Annotated in this window: 18 protein-coding genes; 13 read left to right on the forward strand and 5 right to left on the reverse strand. The window is 45.0% G+C overall.

The window, feature by feature from the left end; genetic code table 11:
- Positions 1–356 precede the first annotated feature (356 nt).
- From NDI42_RS09940 to NDI42_RS09970, 7 genes are all read left to right on the forward strand, one after another.
- Positions 357–1058, forward strand: a complete 702-nt coding sequence (locus NDI42_RS09940; protein ID WP_199311141.1) for an energy-coupling factor ABC transporter permease — start codon at positions 357–359, stop codon at positions 1056–1058.
- Positions 1059–1061: 3 nt separating this feature from the next.
- Entirely contained in the window at positions 1062–1454 is a 393-nt protein-coding gene (locus NDI42_RS09945; protein ID WP_190454948.1) for a PDGLE domain-containing protein, read from the forward strand.
- 19 nt (positions 1455–1473) lie between these two features.
- Positions 1474–2244, forward strand: a complete 771-nt coding sequence (gene cbiQ / locus NDI42_RS09950) for a cobalt ECF transporter T component CbiQ (RefSeq protein WP_431191429.1) — start codon at positions 1474–1476, stop codon at positions 2242–2244.
- A 25-nt stretch (positions 2245–2269) separates the two neighbouring features.
- Complete coding sequence (locus NDI42_RS09955) at positions 2270–3079, forward strand: energy-coupling factor ABC transporter ATP-binding protein (protein ID WP_190454954.1); 810 nt, start codon at positions 2270–2272, stop codon at positions 3077–3079.
- 212 nt (positions 3080–3291) lie between these two features.
- Positions 3292–4119, forward strand: a complete 828-nt coding sequence (map, locus tag NDI42_RS09960; RefSeq protein ID WP_190418099.1) for a type I methionyl aminopeptidase — start codon at positions 3292–3294, stop codon at positions 4117–4119.
- Between the two features lie 120 nt (positions 4120–4239).
- Complete coding sequence (locus NDI42_RS09965; RefSeq protein ID WP_190454957.1) at positions 4240–4884, forward strand: Uma2 family endonuclease; 645 nt, start codon at positions 4240–4242, stop codon at positions 4882–4884.
- A gap of 97 nt (positions 4885–4981) precedes the next feature.
- Positions 4982–6382, forward strand: a complete 1401-nt coding sequence (locus NDI42_RS09970; RefSeq protein WP_190454960.1) for an amidase — start codon at positions 4982–4984, stop codon at positions 6380–6382.
- 106 nt (positions 6383–6488) lie between these two features.
- Here NDI42_RS09970 and NDI42_RS09975 read toward each other — a convergent pair whose 3' ends face one another.
- A complete protein-coding gene (locus NDI42_RS09975; RefSeq protein WP_199311142.1) occupies positions 6489–7574 on the reverse strand; it encodes an EndoU domain-containing protein in 1086 nt (361 codons plus the stop codon).
- Positions 7575–7771: 197 nt separating this feature from the next.
- Here NDI42_RS09975 and NDI42_RS09980 point away from each other — a divergent pair, with 197 nt between their 5' ends.
- On the forward strand, positions 7772–9571 hold the full coding sequence (locus tag NDI42_RS09980) for a tetratricopeptide repeat protein (RefSeq protein ID WP_190454963.1): 1800 nt from the start codon (positions 7772–7774) through the stop codon (positions 9569–9571).
- 30 nt (positions 9572–9601) lie between these two features.
- Here the strand turns inward: NDI42_RS09980 and crtW are convergent, their stop codons facing one another.
- On the reverse strand, positions 9602–10375 hold the full coding sequence (gene crtW / locus NDI42_RS09985) for a beta-carotene ketolase CrtW (RefSeq protein ID WP_190454966.1): 774 nt from the start codon (positions 10373–10375) through the stop codon (positions 9602–9604).
- A 369-nt stretch (positions 10376–10744) separates the two neighbouring features.
- The gene (locus NDI42_RS09990) at positions 10745–10948 is read right to left on the reverse strand and encodes a chlorophyll a/b-binding protein (protein ID WP_190418093.1); all 204 of its coding nucleotides are present in this window, start codon (positions 10946–10948) and stop codon (positions 10745–10747) included.
- 266 nt (positions 10949–11214) lie between these two features.
- Here NDI42_RS09990 and NDI42_RS09995 point away from each other — a divergent pair, with 266 nt between their 5' ends.
- Positions 11215–12036 carry an SDR family NAD(P)-dependent oxidoreductase gene (locus NDI42_RS09995; RefSeq protein ID WP_190454968.1) on the forward strand — a complete coding sequence of 274 codons (822 nt, stop codon included), beginning with the start codon at positions 11215–11217 and terminating at the stop codon, positions 12034–12036.
- A gap of 151 nt (positions 12037–12187) precedes the next feature.
- Here NDI42_RS09995 and NDI42_RS10000 read toward each other — a convergent pair whose 3' ends face one another.
- Entirely contained in the window at positions 12188–14578 is a 2391-nt protein-coding gene (locus NDI42_RS10000) for a CHAT domain-containing protein (protein ID WP_190454970.1), read from the reverse strand.
- Between the two features lie 123 nt (positions 14579–14701).
- Between NDI42_RS10000 and NDI42_RS10005 the strand changes: the two genes are divergently transcribed.
- Positions 14702–14920 (forward strand): hypothetical protein, encoded by a 219-nt coding sequence (locus tag NDI42_RS10005; RefSeq protein WP_190454974.1) that lies wholly within the window; start codon positions 14702–14704, stop codon positions 14918–14920.
- Between the two features lie 71 nt (positions 14921–14991).
- Here NDI42_RS10005 and ilvC read toward each other — a convergent pair whose 3' ends face one another.
- The gene (gene ilvC / locus NDI42_RS10010) at positions 14992–16110 is read right to left on the reverse strand and encodes a ketol-acid reductoisomerase (protein WP_277876832.1); all 1119 of its coding nucleotides are present in this window, start codon (positions 16108–16110) and stop codon (positions 14992–14994) included.
- Between the two features lie 68 nt (positions 16111–16178).
- Between ilvC and NDI42_RS10015 the strand changes: the two genes are divergently transcribed.
- The 3 genes from NDI42_RS10015 to NDI42_RS10025 form a co-directional block, all read left to right on the forward strand.
- Complete coding sequence (locus NDI42_RS10015; RefSeq protein ID WP_190454977.1) at positions 16179–17111, forward strand: DUF4349 domain-containing protein; 933 nt, start codon at positions 16179–16181, stop codon at positions 17109–17111.
- A gap of 664 nt (positions 17112–17775) precedes the next feature.
- Complete coding sequence (locus NDI42_RS10020; protein WP_190455012.1) at positions 17776–19287, forward strand: SagB/ThcOx family dehydrogenase; 1512 nt, start codon at positions 17776–17778, stop codon at positions 19285–19287.
- A gap of 309 nt (positions 19288–19596) precedes the next feature.
- A partial coding sequence (locus NDI42_RS10025) for an IS1/IS1595 family N-terminal zinc-binding domain-containing protein (RefSeq protein WP_190454980.1) occupies positions 19597–19712 on the forward strand: 116 nt, incomplete at its 3' end.

Below are 19712 nucleotides of genomic sequence, written 5' to 3' on the forward strand. Positions count from 1 at the left end.
TATCTAGCAATGTAGGAATGCGATCGCGTCATTGGGCGGTTCATTTCCCCTTGAACTGTCAACCCATCTGTGAGTCCGTATAATAAATTACATTTATTTATGAAAATCTACGGTTTGCTCCTCAAGCCATCTACCTTTTGAAATAAATTAGAAATCAAAGTGAAAAAGTTAAAATTATCTTAAATTCTAAATTTTAAATTCTTAAGTGAATATGCCCCCCTATAGGATTGAATTTTTACCCAAACAAAGGTTTTATTAGAGGGTTGTCACTATTAAGATTGTCCTCTAGAGAACATTTATTGATGATATTTTCAGTAGAGCTACTTAGTATTTCCTCCTTAAGTCTGTTGCATTCGATGATACAGCCCCACTTAGCCTTGCACATCCCGGATGGGTTCTTGACCCCACCTGTGATCTTAGTGACATGGCTACTTGCCATCGGATTGATTGCGATCGCCCTAAATCGAGTCCAAGCTGACTACAAGGAACGGGCAGTACCTTTAATGGGAGTTTGTGGCGCTTTTATATTCGCTGCCCAAATGATTAATTTCCCAATTCCCGGCGGTACATCTGGACACCTGCTAGGAGGTACACTAGCCGGAGTTTTGCTGGGGCCGTGGGCTGGATCTCTTGTAATGGCAGCAGTCTTCATCGTTCAGTCTGTCTTGTTTCAGGATGGCGGCCTGTCAGCGCTGGGAGCCAACATCACCAACATGGGATTGGTTGGTACGTTTTGTGGTTACTATTTATACAAAGCAATTCGGTTTGCTCTTGGTCGGGATAATTGGCGAGGAATGTTAGCTGGCACAGCAGTTGCAGCTTGGACAAGCGTATTTATTGCGGCAATGTTGACCGCAGTCCAACTGGCTTTGTCAGAGACAGCGCCATTAGGAGTAGCGATATCGGCATTGGCATTTTGGCACGTACTAATCGGCATTGGAGAAGCAATAATCACAGTCATAGCAGTGAGTTTTGTTTGGCGATCGCGTCCCGATCTTTTCTTCGACCCACCCCGCAGAGCTTATTCGTCCGCATCTCGTTCGTATACAACGCGCTAAATTATGAGTAGCAATATGTCTCCCGAAAGCGCTTCGCACAGGCTCCGCCAACGCAACCGTGCTTTTGTCATCGCTGGCTTAGGAACTGCCCTGCTAATTGCAATTTTCTTGTCCCCCTTCGCTAGTTCAGATCCAGACGGACTAGATAGGGTAGCTCAAGATCATAAGTTTGACAATAAAGCAGCAGAAGACGCACCAGCCCGAAAACTGCCCTTTTACAGCGTTTTTGAAGAGTATGCCGTCAGAGGTGTACCGGAACAAATTGCCACCCCGATTGCAGGTTTAATCGGAACTTTAGCAACGTTTGGCTTGGCTTGGGGAATTGGTAAATTAGTTGTTCGCAACTCTGGTTCACCAACCGATGATTCAGATTATCCCAATCCACCAAGGGAATAAATAGGAAATTAGGTGAATGCTGCTACACCTTGGTGCAGTTCAGTTTGATGTTGATAGCAAGAAGAATACACCCTGGCACTCGTTAGCTCCCAGGACTCGCGTCCTGTGTACGCTGCTGCTTGTGTTTGCGATCGCGCTAACGCCAAACGGACGCTGGTGGACTTGGGCAATCTATGGATTAGGCGTTCTAACTATTATTCGGCTTAGTCGCGTAACTGGGACAGTGCTGCTGAAGCGAATAGCAGTTGAATTTGCTTTCATCGGCGCTGTGCTTCTAGGCACTTTGTTCCGGGAGGGTGGCGAGGTAATTTGGTCTTGGGGGCCGCTAAGAATTACCACAGTTGGTTTGATGGTTTTGGGTAGCGTGACACTGAAAGCGTTGCTATCCCTAATAATACTGAACGTGCTAACTTTAACTACTTCTATTCCCGCACTTTTAAATGCCTTAGTAGCGTTGCGAGTTCCACCACTGTTGGTGGCAATTCTTGCCTCAATGTATCGCTACATTGGTGTTTTAATCGGTGAGTTTAACGCCATGCGTCGGGCAGCAGCATCGCGGAACTTAATGGGTAGCAACCGTTGGCAACGTTTGGTAATTGGCAACATGATGGGATCGCTGTTTATCCGCACTTATGAACGCGGAGATCGGGTTTATCAAGCTATGTTAGCGCGGGGTTATCAGGGGCTACCACCTGTTGAAAAGATGCCGCCTGGAGGACGAAATGACATGATAGCCCTGAGTTTGACAATAATTTTGGCGCTAATTGGACAAGCGATATACCTTTTATAAATAAGTTTTATTTTAAATTGTTGCCATGCACCATAATCCTATATCAATTGAAAATCTTACTTATACTTACCCAGACGGAACTCAAGCTTTAAAAGGAATAAATCTGTCTATCAGAGCAAATGAACGAGTAGCATTAATTGGTGCTAATGGTTCCGGAAAGTCTACGTTGCAGTTACATCTGAACGGGATTATTTTGCCCCAAGAAGGAGAGATAAAAATAGGGGAGTGGTCTATAAATTCGGAAAATATGCGACAAATTCGGAATTTTGTCGGGCTGGTATTTCAAAATCCAGATAATCAACTGTTTATGCCCACAGTTTGGGAGGATGTTGCTTTTGGCCCGATGAATCAGGGTTTGCGAGACAAAGAACTGCAAAATCGAGTGCTTCAGGCAATGGCAGCAGTTGACATCGATCCGGAACACTACGGAAATCGCAACACGGAAAATTTGTCGGGAGGGGAAAAAAAACGGATTGCGATCGCAGGCGTGTTAGCAATGAACCCGCAAGTCTTAGTATTTGATGAACCCTCAGCCCAGTTAGATCCCCGTTCTCGCCGTCAATTAATTCAGTTGCTGTTAAGCTTACCGCTGACGCAACTAATTGCAACCCACGATTTAGACATGGCTTTGGAAATATGCGATCGCACCATTGTCCTGAGTCAAGGACAAATCGTGTACGATGGCGAAACGGAGCGAGTGATGAACGATTCAGATTTTTTGGTTAAACACGCGCTAGAGTCTCCACTATGCTACAGTCGCCCTTACTGTCAGCTGGAAGATGCTCCGCTAAAGCAAATAAAAAAACCTATATTTCATGGTTCCCATGAAGCTTGACACCCAGAAGCGCCCAATGACAAAAGCAATGTCCATAACCAGCCTCACGGATGGGGATCAATTAAGTTAACTTAAGATATATAGATACCTAAAAAATTAATAAAAATAGGATACCAGCAACGCTGGCTCGCGTAAGTTGAGTATCACCCCCGGATGCAGTCGGGGATGCGATCGCTTTATCTGTCAGTACACCATCACTCGCCATCTGTCAAATGAACATCCTGAACAATCTGCTTTTCCAACCCACTCAACCCCGAAGCGAGAAAAAACAGCGCCGTGGCATTGAAATCAAGTCACAGCGTGAAATCGAAATCATGCGACAGGCGGCGAAAATTGTAGCAACCGTTCTCAAAGAAATTCAAGAGATGGTGCAGCCTGGCATGACAACAGCCGATTTAGACGCTTATGCCGAAAAGCGCATCCGCGAAATGGGGGCAACACCCAGCTTTAAAGGCTACCACGGATTCACAGGCTCCATCTGCGCCAGCATCAACAACGAAGTCGTGCATGGCATCCCTAACCCGAAAAAAGTGATCCGGACTGGCGATGTCTTGAAAGTGGATACTGGTGCCTACTTCCAGGGTTATCATGGCGACTCCTGCATCACTATCGCAGTTGGTGAAGTGACACCGGAAGCCGCTAAATTAATTCGCGTCGCCGAAGAAGCCCTCTACAAAGGAATTGAACAAGTCAAAGCCGGAAACTATCTTTTAGACCTTGCTGGTGCCATTCAAGACCATGTGGTAGCCAATGGTTTTAGTATAGTTGAGGACTTCACAGGTCACGGCGTGGGGCGGAATCTACACGAAGAACCGTCAGTCTTCAATTTCCGCACCCGCGAGATGCCCAATGTCAAGCTTCGCGCCGGAATGACTTTGGCAATAGAGCCAATTTTAAATGCTGGTTCCAAGTTTACCCGCATCTTATCCGACAAGTGGACAGCGGTAACGGTAGATAACGCTCTGTCAGCTCAGTTTGAGCATACTGTGTTGGTGACAGAAGACGGATATGAAATTTTGACCGATCGCTCCAAAGTTTAATCCATCGTTGCATAATTGACCCACATCCTCAAGGGTCGATGCTCCACAAACAAAGCCCGCACAGGCGGGCTTCTCTATTTTTCCATCTAAAATAATTTTGTAACGTGAGGCAGGTGCAATATGTATCTAACAGCGCAAGAGTTGGAAGCACGAATGCCCGATGCTACAAAACTTTTGAGCGATGAACCAGAAATGGAAAGTTCTGTATACTACAAGCAACTAGCTTTATTGGTGAGTTGTTTAGAATGGTTGTGGCGCAATCGGAATGATTTTTTTATTGGCGCTAATCTGACAGTTTATTTTAGTCGGCAGCAATTGCGAAATAGAGACTTTCGGGGGCCTGACTTTTTTCTGGTGAAAAACACAGAAAAAAGAGATCGCCCTTCTTGGGTGGTATGGGAAGAAGAAGGCAAATATCCGGATCTAATTATCGAATTACTTTCAACTTCAACAGCTAATATTGACCGAAATTTAAAAAAAGACCTATATCAAAACCGATTTCGCACGCCGGAATACTTTTGGTTCGATCCGGAGAATTTGGAATTTGCGGGGTTCCGGTTAGTAGGAGAACAGTATCAAGCCATTGTGCCAACTGCACAAGGCTGGCTGTGGAGTGAGGTACTGGATTTATATTTAGGTGTGGCTGGGGGCAAATTACGCTACTTTACTCAAGAAGGTGTTTTGGTTCCCACGCCAGAAGAGACAGCAGAACGACTAGCAGAACAGTTGCGAATTCTCGGTGTCGAGCCGGATACTTTAGGTTAGCGCGATCGCGTGAAACAATGTCTATGGCAAGCTAAGATTTTATTGCCAAGATGCACCCCGCAGCGTTCAAAATAAATAGCGATCGCCCAAAATCACGATGAATCAAATTGATTTAGCCTTTACCCCAGCTGTAGAACAAGCGCAACTCATCCGCAGCAAACAAGTCTCGCCGCTAGAGTTGACGGAACTTTACCTGGAACGCATCCACAGGCTAGATGGCAACCTGGGTAGTTATTTTACGGTGATGACAGATGTGGCGCTTGCCGATGCCAAGGCAAAAACGGAAGCTTTAGCTGGCGACACCTCAGAATTACCACCTTTTTTTGGTGTACCGATTTCTATTAAAGACCTCAACCCAGTTGCTGGGGTTCGCTGTACCTACGGAACACCAGCGCTGAGGGACAAAATAGCTGCTTATGATGATGCCGTGGCGGGGCGGATTAAGATGGCTGGCTTTACTATTCTGGGTAAGACTGCCACTTCTGAGTTGGGTTCTATGCCTTTTACAGAAGCACCAGGCTTTCCCCCAACCCGAAATCCGTGGAATCTGGATTATACGCCAGGGGGATCGAGTGGCGGTGCATCGGCGGCGACAGCGGCGGGGTTGTGCGCTTTAGCTCAAGGTTCTGATGGTGGCGGTTCGGTGCGCGGCCCTGCCGCCTGTTGTGGTTTAGTCGGACTTAAACCCTCAAGAGGTCGTATATCTTATGCACCCGTAGGCGATCATCAAAATGGCATTGCCACTAATGGTTCCTTGGCTCGTACTGTAGCAGATGCCGCCGCTCTCCTCGATGTGATGTCTGGCTATATCACTGGCGATCCCTACTGGTTGCCAGATCCAGAAACGACGTTTTTGGCGGCGACAGAACAAAAGTTAAATCCTTTGCGAATTGCTTTCAGCACAACAATTCCACCAGTGGGCGAAGCTGATGCGGTGCGTCAAGAATCGGTGCTAAAAACGGTGCGCCATTTAGAAGAAATGGGTCATATTGTGGAACCAGGATGCCCCGATTTCAGTAATTTGATTGAACCTTTTACCAAAGTTTTTCTAGCTGGTGTGGCGGCGGCGGGGATTCCCAAAGAGTATCTCCAACCCATGAATCGCTGGATGGTAGAACAATCTGGGTCGGCGGGTGAATATTTACAAGCTGTTGCCCAAATGCAAATTTCGGCGCGGCGAATTGTGGCCTTTTTTGAAAACTATGATGTTTTAGTGTTGCCAACTTATTTGCATCAACCTCTCCGCATTGGTGAGTGGGCAAATTTGCCTCCAGAAGAGATTTTGCAAAGAATTATTCAGTGGGTGGCTCCCTGCCCGCCGTTCAATGCTACTGGACAACCCGCGATCGCACTCCCTACCGGTTTTGACGATATCGGCTTGCCTGTAGGCGTACAATTGGTCGGACGACCTGCTGCTGAAGCTACTCTCATCTCTTTAGCCTCCCAGTTAGAAGCCGCTAAACTTTGGAGCGATCGCCGCCCTGATTTTGCAGTTTAAAAAAGGGTTGTCAGACAAAAGGCAAAAATACAACCTTACTTAGATTTATAACTCTTAGTCCCCTCCCCGTCAACGGGGCAGGGGGTTGGGGGTGGGGTTTTCTTAATTAAATCTTGCAAGCTTTCCCGCTAGGAGTAGCATCAGGATATAGAGTAACAATTGCATCTCTGCTCTTGACCAATACAGCTTTATAAGATTTTTTCGTCTCATCATCTTGCACTGTCAAAATGCAAGCCCCCTGAGCATTTCCCTGCACCTTCAATGCTTTAGTTGCATCCAAAAGCATTTCTTTAGCATCACTCACAAGAGAATAGCCTTTGATGTTATCTTTCCAAATTTGCCCATCTTTTTTGATGAGTACACCCACTGTATAAATTACACCAGGAACTACTTCTTCATTCTGCAAATTCTCAGATAACCTTCCCCCTATTTTATCTTCTTGCAGTTGCAAATATCTGCCAAAAAAATGCAGCCCGCCAATTTTAGTAGGTCCCTCTAACTCCCCGCAAAAGATATGTTCAAACCCTCCTCTGTCATTCCAAGCAGCCGTTAAATCATCGAGGAATTCTGCTTCTGTACTTCTACTTGGACGCAATTGCCCACCTACTGACTGTTGAATTTCCCGCAGTACATTTCGATTATCGGACATCAATTTTTTGAAAGCACTTGCCGTCACCTTGCTGCCAATCGTTCCGCAGGTTTTCAAAACAGCTTGATCGAAATTGCTCAGTTTGGGTGCTGGTGGTGTAATGTCTGCTTTTTGATTGCGCGGAAAGCGATGAGTCTCTAGGTTATTAAGATTATCAAAAAACGGTTGTATAGCTGTTGATGGCTGCTTTACGGTAGGAGAGTTAATTGGAGTCCCACTTACACCTTCAGAAAAAGTGCCACAATCAACACTCACCCAGCGAAGTCCTGGGGTTGCACCAGGTACTTTAATAAATATAAACTTTCGTTGCCTAGAGTTGAAGCCTACCGCTTCGTAACTCTGACCATTGGTAACTCGAATATTTCCCGGATTGGTGCCGTTAATTCCCCGTGTTGCTTCACAAGTGCGAGTAGCCCGGAAGGTTCCAGAGGCGGGAACTTGCGCGTAAGCAGCATATATTGATAGCAGCGGGGTGATTAATATTAAGGCTAGGAGAAATTTAAGCTTTAATACCCCCAGCCTGGACCAAAAATTAAGTTTCATAATTTAAGAAAATAAAAAGATGGCAATTACGATGATAATTCAGATTGTGTACGCCTTATTCCGGAAATTTATTAGATATTCTTGTAAATATGTTGAATGGCGTGTTAGTTAATTTTCCTTTACATAACTGCCAAATCTAACATTTGGCAATAAGATAAATCTCCGGATCTGTGCTATTATAATTACCTTCAATAGTTATGGCAGAAGACGGCAAGTTGAAGAAGGCAAAAGGTAAAAACGCTCTAAATTTAGGTTTAGCTTCGTTTCTGAGATGGGGACAAGACACGCAAAATTCCCAGCAAAAAGTTCTTCCTTTCATCTGTTTATTGTTAACTTTTTCTTATTTAATTGTTAATTTTTATTACCCCAAAAGTCTGCTGGCTCAGGAACAGTTGAAGGACTTTAATTACTGGGGGAGTCTGTGCGACTTATTAGCAGACGAAAAAAAATATGCAGAAGCAGTGGCGGCGTGCGATCAGGCGATCGCACTCAACCCCAACCAGGCGAAAACCTGGACTGACCGGATTGAGGGACTACTAGGACAGGCAAAGTACACGGAAGCGCTGGTTTCCGCTGACAAGGCGCTGGGTATCAAACCTGACTATTCTCTCGCTTTGGCGGATCGGTGTATTGCCTTAGTCAACTTAGGGAAGTATGAGGATGCGATCGCGAGTTGCGATAAGGCGCTGATCTCCGATGGAAATTGGGGAAACAACGGCACACCCCTAATAGCGTGGTATAATAAAGGGCTGGCGCAAACAAAGTTAGGACAGTACGCAGAAGCGATCGCCTCTTATGAAAGTGCCTTAGAAATTAAACCAGATTATTCTCTAGCTTTGGTCGATCGGTGCGCTGCATTAGCGCAAGCCAGCAAATACACCGAAGCGATCGCAGCTTGCGATCTGGCGCTAAAAAGTGACGGCGACTGGGGAACTGCCACACCAGCGCTGGCATGGTACAACAAAGGTGTAGCCCTCAAAAAGTTGGGACAGTACCAAGAAGCGCTCGCCTCTTACGATCAAGCTCTGGCGATTAGTCCTACCGATGCAACCGCTTGGACTGAACATGGAGTTTTGCTGTCTGTAGTAGGTAAACCAGCACTCGCACTAGCATCGCAGCAATTTGCAGTTAAAATTAGTCCGAATTATTCTCAAGCCTTAGCCAACCAATGCGCGGCCTTCAACAAATTAGGGCAATTTAAAGAAGCCCAGGAACCCTGCGAGAAAGCCCTGCAAGGTGATGGCAAATGGGGTGAGACGAGTCCCGCATTTGCTTGGGATCAGCGGGGGAACGCCTTAGCAGGACAAGGTAACTACGAAGAAGCTTTGGCCTCCCACGATCGGGCGATTGGGCTTAACCCTGACTATGCGGAAGCTTGGAACAACCGCAGCGTTACGCTATGGTTTTTGGGAAGATACTCAGAAGCCATTGTTTCTAGCGATCGCGCCACTACTATCAATCCTAACTATGCTCAGGCTTGGTTCAACAAAGGCAGGATACTAAGGACGGTGAAAAAGTATCCCGAAGCACTCGCCGCTTACGACAAAGCCGTTAAGAGTGCCGATCCTAACTTTGCTAGTAAGCTTCTGGCTGATATTTGGGCAAACCGAACTGTAGTGCTGTGGACTTTGGGAAGATATTCTGAAGCCCTTGCAAGTAGCGATCGCGCCATTAACCTCAATCCGGAATTATCTCAAGCTTGGTACAACCGTGGTGTAGTGCTGGTAGGCTTGAAACGTTATAAAGAGGCACTTACTGCTTACGCCCAAGCTATCCGCATCACTCCCACCGATGCTAATAGTTTGGCAGGTCAAGGGGTCGCCCTGTTGAATTTGGATCGACTAGAAGAAGCGATCGCTGCTTTTGAAGAAGCCTTGAAACTTGACCCCAAAAACTCCCTAGCTTTGGACAACAAAACTTTGGCGATGCAAAAGTTAGAAGAAAAAATGAAAGAAACCGCCCCACTAACTGCACCATTACCACCACTTCAAAAATGAGGAATGAACCGCTTAGCGGTTCATTCTTCCTCAACCAACCTTCCGATTCATCTTATAAACCTCTGGCAACTTCCACCAAGGAACATGAGGAGCTTCGTGATGTTCCTCGTGGTAGCCAAAGTGATAGCAAGTGATAAAAGACCAGAAAATCGGGAGTGCATTCGTCTTGGCGCGATGGTTATTCGTATAACCACCTTCTGGCTCTTGGTGTGGTAAATAGGTGCCAAAAAAGAATAACTGCACCGAACTCAAAATCGAAGGAATCACCCAAAATAAAGTTAAATTGGCTTCTGGTATATGAAACGTGAAACTAATCAGGTTAAATACCACCATTAACCCTATAAGCCGTTTCCAGCTCCAGTAGCCCATCATAAAATAAAGATACCAGGCAAAAAAGTTTTTGTGCTTACTGTCGTGAAAATCTGGATCTAGTTCACTCGCTGGATGGTGGTGGTGTTCCCAATGCTTTTTTCTTAACTCATCAAAAGAAAAGAGTCCATAAAGGGTTAAAACTAAGGAACCTATAAAGTTATTAATTTTAAGGTGAGGAGGAACTACCACACCGTGCATTGCATCATGAGCGGTAATAAACAATCCTGTATACAGAAATGTCTGCCAAACTAATGCTACTATTTTCCATAAGACAGGAACTTGCGAAAGATCCAGGGAAAATAAGAAAATTAGGCTGCTTGCCCAGATTCCAATAATTGCAAAAGCAATTGCAAGCCCCAGATATGTATCTTCACTTCGCTCTATTCGCTTAATTTGCGTTGCTTGCAGTGGTGGGTGTTCGAGTTGGAGCATACATTTGTTAGTTTTCGAGCTTTTTTGTTGAGCGATTTACAAGATTATACCGATGTCCGTTCACCCTCGATAAATAGGGTTTGCAGACTACTAATCGTTTAAAAAAATGTTTTGCTTTACTAATCTTTCCGATGAGAAAACTTAATTAATACTTAATGCCTTCTATTAGACACCACTAGCCGGGTATTAAGTACCGTAAAGCTATCTTAACTATTGTAAAGCAATTTTGGTCAGGGCGATACGGTGCAGATAGGTATCAGCCCGGTATCTCTTAGGTAGTAGGGTGTAAGGAGTGGGAGCTTACACTCAGGCTGACAGCTTCTATATTTAAGTGCAACCGCCAGGCTGAGTGTAAGGCTAGTCTAATCGTTAGCGGGCGACATGAGGAAGCAGGTGCAGTACGTCACGAACCACGCTATAGCCTGCCAAATCCCAAAGTAGGTAAGCCAAGAAACCGATCATTGCTAAGCGACCGTTCCACAGTTCAGCTTGAGGGTTCCAGCCAAATAGGAACGCATTGCGGTCTTTGCCATTGAAAGCTTGAGCAACAGGTGGAGTAGTGCGAGTTTCCATCGTTTACATTCCTTAATAAACTTCTTATGGTTTCATAGTAGCTATCTACCCAGTCACTGCTCTCTGCCTGTAGTTCCAAACTGCACTTAACTCTCAAGGATGATGAATGGGTTGATGGAACAGAGCAATCTAATACAAAAGTACAAAAGGGTTATGAAGCTAGATAGCGATCGCAAATACAACTATCAGAAACTCTGACGAAAGCTAGAGGGTATCGTGACTTGAGTTGCACAAACTTAAGTGAGCAACAATTTTTTAACAAACGTATGGCTCCCACGGTACTGATCACAGGTGCTTCTCAAGGCATCGGCAAAGCAACATCTCTATTATTTGCTAGTAAAGGGTATGACATTATAATGGCGGCGCGTACCCCAGACCGCTTAGAAGCCGCAGCCAAAGAAGTGCGATCGCATGGTCATCAAGCGCTAACTATTCCCACCGATGTCAGAGATCCCAAACAGGTAGAAACCCTCGTTCAGAAGGCGCTGGAGCATTTTGGCACTATCGACGTATTGATTAACAATGCAGGCCTTTACATATCTGGGCCAGTTGAAGAATTTTCCCTAGATGATTGGCATCAGGCGATAGACCTCAACCTGTGGGGGTATATTCACACAATTCACGCCTTATTGCCCCATTTTCTGGAGCGGAAAAGAGGCACGATAGTTAATGTGAGTTCTATTGGGGGGCAAGTACCCATTGCTTACTTAGTGCCTTATTCTACTAGCAAGTTTGCCGTCACTGGTTTAACGCGATCGCTGCACGGGGAACTAGCACCAAAAGGCATTCATGTTGGTGGAATTTATCCAAATATAATCAAGAGTGATTTTATGGAACGGGCAATCTTTCGAGGCAAGAATGCCGACGATTTCCAAGCCCGTCGGGATCAGGTCGATCAGGTGCTGAAGGTTCCTGTGGTGGAGAAACCGGAGGATGTGGCAGATGCTATCTGGGATGCGGTGAAGCATCAGCATTCTGAGGTGTTAGTTGGTTCAGCCAACCTATCGAAGGCTTCTTATAATATGTTTCCCGGCTTCATGCAGTGGGTGTTCCGGAAAACCTTTCAGCTGAAGGATAAGCAAGCATAGCGATATATAGCAATTCAAGGGTTGGGTGGGATACATCTGTAGGGACATGGCAATGCCATGTCCCTACCAAGGGGCCCAAACGTCAGGAACGCGATATATTTTACCCAAGTGAGAAACGCTATACTCGTTCCCAGAGACGGGGAACGAGTTGTTATTTTGGTTCGCCAATTAAGGTAAATGCTGCCCAGTCTTTAGGATTAGGATTTTGCTGCTTGATTTTCAGCATGGCATTTCTTAAGGCTTCGGCTTTATCGTTTTTCTGCTTCAGCTGCTTGTAAAACTCACTCATCAAAGCATTCGTGGGAGCATCAGGTGCTGACCACATAGGCATAATTAAAGTGGGAACGCCAACTGTCATCAAGGAAGCGGATAAACCAAGAATCCCATCACCGTTAGTTCTGCCTTTTCCAGTTTCGGCTACACTGAGGACGACTAATTCCGGACGCAGACGTTGCCCTTTTGGTTGGGCGTACAATTCCAGAATTTCCGCAGTGGTGAGTAAGCCACTATCTGAACCAAAGGGAGCAAGCGCGATCGCGCCGGGAATGCCCTGTCGTTTAAAATCATCTAGTATCCCGTAAGTTGCCAAATGCACACTCTTGGCTTTCCGCATCTTTTCTAACACAGCTGCCTTGGTTGCCTTATTGCCGATAAACAGGTCTTTAGTATTGAACTGTTTAGCAATTTCTATGGCTTCCTGTTCCGCACTCAAAAGCGGCGGTAACGCTTTCGGAGTCTCTCCGGGTGCGGGTGCAATTCGGGGCATTACAGGATTGCCAACTACTAGGCGGTTTCCTCCCGCAGTTTTTGAGCGTTGTTGGCGAGTTAAAGCTAATAACTGAATTGATGGGGAAGTTAGAATGGTGTGTTTTTGGATTAAGTAATTGCCATAGATATCCACCAAAGCCGCAAAAGGAATCGGGAACATTTCTTTTTGCGGAATAAAGATAACGCGGGCGGTGGGATCTTTTGGTAAAAGGTCAGCAATCGGTTTAATTAACAACTGATGCAGTTGCAATAACGGTTTTGGCTCAAGTGCTGATTTCCCTTCTGAGTTAGGTTTCTGTGAAGAAGGTAGTTTAGGCGAATTTTCTACCTTTTTCCCTTTCAATCCTAGAGATTCCGGAATACTAGAAATAACATCCTCTACAGAAGTAATTGGATAAATTGTATTTTTGGCGCTGATTTCAATCCGGCGAAATGTCACTTCTCCTGTAGGCTGAATTACCCAAGCATACACACCTTCATCCGGAACAATTGAATATTCAACAAATGTAGCTTTTTCTTCTTTAGCTATTTTCTGAATATCGGCAATTGTTGGGTAAATAAGCTTTTTGGGCGCTGGTTTTAAATTATTCCCTACTGGTTCACTATCTAAGCGCAATCGTAGCAAATCTACAATTGTTCTGATGCGTCCTTGTTCTGCCATTTCCAAAGCCGCAACAGGTTGATTTTGAGCAATCAAAACTTGTTGTAGTCGCTGGTAAGTAGCAGTTTGCGCGTCTATATAATTATTGCCGCTGCCTAATTTGGCGCGAATTGCCTCCCATGCTTTAATAGCATTATCCAGAGTTGTTTTCGCTTCTTCTGGTTTACCGGATTTAAGTAAAGCAAATCCCAGATTATTCAGCGCTTTCCCTTCTGCCAAGCGATCGCCTGCTTTTATTGCTTTTTCCAGGGGCTGCTGATATAGTGCGATCGCGCTCTCAAATTGCCCCGCATTCTGATAAGATTTTGCTAAGTTATTTAAGGCGAGAAGTTCCTTTCCTGGGTCGCCACTTTTGGATGCGATCGCTAGTTGTTCTCTTCTCACTTCTATCGCCTGCGGATATTGTCCTAGCAACTCGTAAGACTCGGCAATATTATTCAGAAAATACGCTTCTTGTACCGCATCTTTAGCTTTCCTGGCAATTACCAACTGCTGCTGGTAAAATTCTATAGCCTGCGGATATTGCCCCAAAGTTCGGTAAGCTGCTGCCAGGTTGTTTAAGGCATCACCTACGGCTTCTATATTGCCGCTTTCTCTCGCAGCTGCTAACTGTTCTTGATACAATGCGATTGCATCTTGGTATTCTCCCTCAGACTCGGAAGTTATCCCCACATTGCCTAAGAAAGCTGCTTCTCTTTTGGGATTGCCAATTTCCTTTCTCAGAGTTTCTGCGGCGGTGCGAAATTCCTTAGCTTGCTTTTCATCTCCTAGATAAAAGTAAGCAGTACCAAGATTATCTAAAGTCTTAGCCTCAGTTGCTTGATCGCCAATACTCCGCACAATTTCCAACGTCTGCTGATAGAATGCGATCGCTCGCAGATATTGCCCTACAGTAAAGTAAGTTTCTCCCAGACTCAACAGAGTATTGGTTTCTCCTGTACGCGAACCAATCTCCTGATACAGTCTCAGCGCCTGCTGCAAAGACTTTAACGACTCTTCAAATTGCCCAGTCTGATGCTGTCGAATTCCTAGCCCTAGCAGTTTATCGGCATTGAATTCAATATTATCTTGGGTTTGAGCCAAAACTGGCGGCGTTATCAGACATAAATTCACAAAAGTTGGTAAAAAGCAACCAATTAGAAATAAAAAGTAAAATTTAACCTTTGTACCGTTTAACTTTTGTGTAGTTTGAGGGAACAATAAGAGAAGAAACCTTAGCCAAATTTTCATACGGTAATGGATAAAAAAACAACAGGGATATTTGTCATTATTTTAGCCTTGGTCTTCGTTGGTTTTGGCGATAAATTTCTTCCCAAACCCTTAAGCACAGCCAGTTACAACACTCGCACCACCTTAAATAATTCTTTACTGGGAATATTCCCCACTAAGAAACCCAGAAATCCTTATGAACGCACCGAAAAAGCCATTGAACAAGAGGAAAAAGGAGGAAAGTAATCATTGACTAATTGCTAATGGTTAATTTTTCATCGCCATTAGCAATTAGCAATGAGCAATTACCTATTTCTTTAAACCTTCTTTAACCAGCTAAACATCGCCCGTAAATCCTTACCAACTTCCTCAATGGGATGTTCGGATTCCTGACGGCGCATCGCTGTAAATCCAGGCTTTCCAGATTGATTTTCTAACACGAATTCCCGTGCAAATTGCCCCGATTGGATTTCTTGAAGAATTTTCCGCATCTCAGCGCGAGTTTCGTCATTCACAATCCGAGGGCCGCGTGTATAATCGCCATACTCAGCAGTATTGGAGATGCTATCGCGCATTTTTGCCAAACCACCTTCTACAACTAAGTCAACAATTAGTTTGACTTCATGCAGACATTCAAAATAAGCTAATTCCGGCTGATAACCAGCGTTGACGAGAGTTTCAAAGCCTGCTTTAATCAAAGCACTCAAACCGCCGCACAGTACGACTTGTTCGCCAAATAAATCAGTTTCAGTTTCTTCCCGGAAGCTTGTCTCTAAGACACCAGCACGAGTGCCACCGATACCTTTAGCGTAAGCCATTGCGCGATCGCGTGCTTGTCCAGAGGCATCCTGATACACCGCAAACAAACAGGGAACGCCTTCCCCTTGTTCGTAAGTCCGCCGCACCAAATGTCCAGGGCCTTTTGGTGCCACCATCACCACATCTACATTAGCAGGAGGGACAACTTGACCAAAATGAATATTGAAGCCGTGGGCAAAAGCTATTACTTTCCCTTCACTCAAATTAGGCTGAATTTCGTTGGTGTAAACCGTTTTTTGCACTTCATCTGGCAGCAGAATCATAATAAAGTCTGCTGCTTTGGCGGCATCAGCTACACTGTGGACAGCTAAACCAGCTTCCTTGGCTTTTTCGGCAGATTTACTACCAGGATACAGTCCGACAATGACATTCACACCGCTATCTTTGAGATTGAGGGCGTGGGCGTGTCCTTGGGAACCGTAGCCGATAATAGCAACTGTTTTTCCGTTTAATAAGTCTAAATTTGCGTCGGTGTCGTAATACATCCGAGCCATAGGGGTGTCTCCTGAGCGTATGCGTCGCAAGTAGTGCAAACTCTTGATTTTATCAGATGATGTGGAGAGAATGAACCACTCAAGGCAAGATAGGGAAGAGATAAGCGATCGCGTTTGTTGCATAAACTGCAACGTTTTAGCGTCCCGGTTTGGAGTGAGGCATACTGGCGTTAATTAATTTTGGTTATGTTATGAGTTCGACGCTTCAACCTTCTTTACTTTTAAGTGCATTTCTGGGAGGCATCGTTTTAACCAGTTGTGCTTCTGATATTAAAACGGCTCAAGTTCAAATTCCAATGATGCTTAGCGGCGCAGTTCCAAGTCCCCAGGCAATGCCTGCTCCCGCGTCAGAAGCACTAGCTAACAACAATAGTACAGCGCAATCTGTAGCCAAGGCTCAGGTGCCGAGAGTGCGATCGCAATTGATTAAAAATGCTGAAATAGCAGTTAGTGTAAATTCGATTGAAAAAACTATTCAAGCAGTTACCAAAATTGTTCAACAACAGCAGGGAGATTTATTAGGCTTTCAGGATCAAAAGCCGGAAGATAGTAATCGCCACACAGCATCTATGCAAATTCGGATTCCTCAAAATCAACTGGAAACTACTCTCGACACTGTAGCAAAATTGGGAACCGTACAGCGCCGCACTCTAACTGCTGAAGATGTCACCGATCAACTTGTGGATAACGAAGCAAGATTGCGAAATTTGCGGAAACAAGAAAGCACTTTACTCAAGATTATGGAGCGTTCTGGCTCAGTTGGGGACGTCCTGAAAGTTGCCGACCAACTCAGCAAGGTGCGGCAAAACATTGAGCAAATTGATGCTCAGCTCAAAAATCTCCGCAGTCGTGTTGCTTATTCTACAATTACCCTAACTTTAGAGGAAAATATTGCTACTACTCCCCCAGAAATACCTTTAAATTCCCAAGTTAAAGAAACTTGGAATCAGGCGACTCACTCGCTAGCCGAACTCGCAGTTGGTTTAATTCGTTTAAGTATTTGGTTAGCTGTCTTCAGTCCATTTGTATTTATTTTAGTTGCTGCTAGCCTTGGTTATAACCGCTTGAAAAAACAGCAAACTCCGCTCACACCTCCTCAGTCTGAACCACCCAAAGTCAGTTAACTTGCTTAAACTATTTTTTTTGAATAGTATATAGCAATCCTATTTGAGTTATTAGATACCAGTCCTTCAGATACCCGACTTCTTTGAGAAGTCGGGTATATTACCTTCAGGAATTATTTATGACTGCTATAGCAATTCAAGGGTTGGGTGCGATAAATCTGTAGGGACATGGCATTGCCATGTCCCTAACCTTGGTTGCCTGAAAGTCTCAATTGCGATATACTCCACCCAACTGATAAACGCTATATATAAACATTAAGTAATAACCGCACAATACTTAACTTCTTCAAATTGAAATAATTTACAAAAAATGCAGAGTGCAGAAGATAAAAAGGGTTTTAGTCGTGGGTTTAAAGCCCAGGAGAAAAAAGAAAAAAGTTTTATTCAAGAGATGATAATCGTCTATTGTAATTGCGCGCTACTTACTAACCCGCGATGCTCCCATAGTGCTTCAGCTGAGGTTTCTCCAGACTCTCGCGATGCGCGTTAGCGCATAAACGGCGAAGGGAACAAAGAAAAGGAAGGAACCTGTTTTTGCATAAGTGGCGACAATCTAGCGCAGTAGGGTGGGAAGAACCCCATCCTACAAAATTTAAGCTGCATGACACTTTTGGCTCAGGGAATGGCAAGATGGAAGGCGAAGCCAAAGCGTTCTGAAAATTCTATGCCAGAACTGCAAGTATCAATCGCTCAGCATTACCATGAGCGGACTAAATATGACCCCCAGACTATAGCATCCAAGAGTCAGGGGTTGGATTGGGAACGTCAGCCAATACCTTTTAAAGAATACAAAATTGGGGTATCCCACGACCTCAAGCCGTATTTGGCAGACAAATCAGAGGGGTTGAACCATGATGATGCCTGGTGGCGGCGTATATCGCGGCTGCTGTTTTGCAGCTATGGTTTGACTGCCAAGATGCCGACGTTGGGAAATCCGATGTATCTGAGGGCTGCACCTTCTGCTGGTGGTTTGTATCCGGCGGAGGTTTATTTAATTTCTCGCGGGACTCCTTTCCTTGCCCCTGGACTGTATAACTATCAGCCGCAAAGCCATTCTCTGATTCATTTCTGGGACAGTGATGTTTGGCAAAGCTTGCAAAAAGCTTGTTTCTGGCACCCAGTGTTGGAAAGTACCCAACTGTGCTTGGTGACGACAGCAATATTTTATCGCTCGGCTTGGCGCTATCAAGCTCGAGCCTATCGGCGGATTTTTCTGGATACGGGGCATTTGCTGGGCAATATTGAGTTAGCCAGCACTATGAATGATTACCGCCCTCACGTAATTGGGGGATTTGTGGATCGGGAGATTAATGAGTTACTATACCTCGATCCGGAGCAAGAAGGCGCGATCGCTATTCTTCCCCTGGCAGACTTGCTGGATGTGAAACAAAACTTGCCCCTGGCTCAAACTGCTTTGCCCTCCGCTACCCAAACCAACTATCCCAATATTCCCGATGGCGAACTGCTGCACTATTGCCACAAAGCAACGCAGATAGAGGAACAACAACCAGATATTTCCCCACTACAAGATTCAAAAAACGACAAGTACAACTTTCCTTTCTGTCTCAAGGTTTCTACTGTCACACCGCCGATTAATTGCGGAGAAAACCTGCAAGACTTAGAAAACACGATTCTCAAGCGGCGTTCAACTCGTGCCTACACTGGTGCAGATTTGACTTTTGATGAACTCAAAGCTTTACTAGATTTCACCTACCAACCAGAACATTATATAGAGCAAGGTTTGGATGGTTCCCCAGACTACTTTGATTTGAATTTAATCGAGACGTTTATCGCTGTCTCTGGGGTGACAGGTTTGGAGGAAGGTTGCTACTATTACGCGCCAAAAGCTCAAGAACTGCGACAAATTCGATTCAAAAACTTCCGGCGCGAGTTGCATTATTTGTGTCTGGGGCAAGATTTGGGTAGAGATGCAGGGGCGGTGCTTTTCCACACAGCGGATCTGAAAACAGCTGTGGGACAATATGGCGATCGCGTTTATCGTTATTTACACATGGATGCTGGTCATTTGGGACAAAGGCTGAATTTAGCTGCCATTCACCTCGGTTTAGGTGTCAGCGGTATCGGCGGCTTTTTTGACAACCAAGTAAATGAAGTCTTGGGCATCCCTGCTGATGAAGCGGTTCTCTACATTACCACCTTGGGGCAACCAAGATAAAGATAAAAGCTAAAAGGCTCTCATACAAAAAAAAATTTATAACGGTGCGTTAGCAAAAGTCTAACGCACCGTTATTGAATGCTAACAGCAACCGTATTGAGAACGGGCGACCTTGGGCTGCGATAAAAGTTTATCTCTATCCTGTAAAAACACTGGTTATAAACGACATATAGCGTCTAGTTAAGCTTTGCGCTTCGGGATCATAGTCTCTACCCAGACTGTGGCGATATTGGCAGACATGGTCGTGCCTCAACGAAGTGTGGGTATAATCGCTAGGTATTGATAGACAATTCCCTCTTCACATATGCAATGCCTCTGTGCGGTCACACCAGAACTCACAAACATGGAAAAACCAGCAAAGGTAGTCAACGATACTTGTGTCCTGCTTGTAGACAAACTTTTACTGACAGCTTTGACACCTTGTA

It is taken from the genome of Funiculus sociatus GB2-C1 (genome assembly GCF_039962115.1).
In the GTDB taxonomy this organism is placed as follows: domain Bacteria; phylum Cyanobacteriota; class Cyanobacteriia; order Cyanobacteriales; family FACHB-T130; genus Funiculus; species Funiculus sociatus.

Bases quoted from the DNA above. Each gene is read 5' to 3' on its own strand.
- NDI42_RS09940 (WP_199311141.1), top strand. From the start codon at position 357: ATGATACAGCCCCACTTAGCCTTGCACATCCCGGATGGGTTCTTGACC.
- NDI42_RS09945 (WP_190454948.1), top strand. From the start codon at position 1,062: ATGAGTAGCAATATGTCTCCCGAAAGCGCTTCGCACAGGCTCCGCCAA.
- NDI42_RS09955 (WP_190454954.1), top strand. From the start codon at position 2,270: ATGCACCATAATCCTATATCAATTGAAAATCTTACTTATACTTACCCA.
- map (WP_190418099.1), top strand. From the start codon at position 3,292: ATGAACATCCTGAACAATCTGCTTTTCCAACCCACTCAACCCCGAAGC.
- NDI42_RS09965 (WP_190454957.1), top strand. From the start codon at position 4,240: ATGTATCTAACAGCGCAAGAGTTGGAAGCACGAATGCCCGATGCTACA.
- NDI42_RS09970 (WP_190454960.1), top strand. From the start codon at position 4,982: ATGAATCAAATTGATTTAGCCTTTACCCCAGCTGTAGAACAAGCGCAA.
- NDI42_RS09975 (WP_199311142.1), bottom strand. From the start codon at position 7,574: ATGAAACTTAATTTTTGGTCCAGGCTGGGGGTATTAAAGCTTAAATTT.
- NDI42_RS09980 (WP_190454963.1), top strand. From the start codon at position 7,772: ATGGCAGAAGACGGCAAGTTGAAGAAGGCAAAAGGTAAAAACGCTCTA.
- crtW (WP_190454966.1), bottom strand. From the start codon at position 10,375: ATGCTCCAACTCGAACACCCACCACTGCAAGCAACGCAAATTAAGCGA.
- NDI42_RS09990 (WP_190418093.1), bottom strand. From the start codon at position 10,948: ATGGAAACTCGCACTACTCCACCTGTTGCTCAAGCTTTCAATGGCAAA.
- NDI42_RS09995 (WP_190454968.1), top strand. From the start codon at position 11,215: ATGGCTCCCACGGTACTGATCACAGGTGCTTCTCAAGGCATCGGCAAA.
- NDI42_RS10005 (WP_190454974.1), top strand. From the start codon at position 14,702: ATGGATAAAAAAACAACAGGGATATTTGTCATTATTTTAGCCTTGGTC.
- ilvC (WP_277876832.1), bottom strand. From the start codon at position 16,110: ATGCAACAAACGCGATCGCTTATCTCTTCCCTATCTTGCCTTGAGTGG.
- NDI42_RS10015 (WP_190454977.1), top strand. From the start codon at position 16,179: ATGAGTTCGACGCTTCAACCTTCTTTACTTTTAAGTGCATTTCTGGGA.
- NDI42_RS10020 (WP_190455012.1), top strand. From the start codon at position 17,776: ATGCCAGAACTGCAAGTATCAATCGCTCAGCATTACCATGAGCGGACT.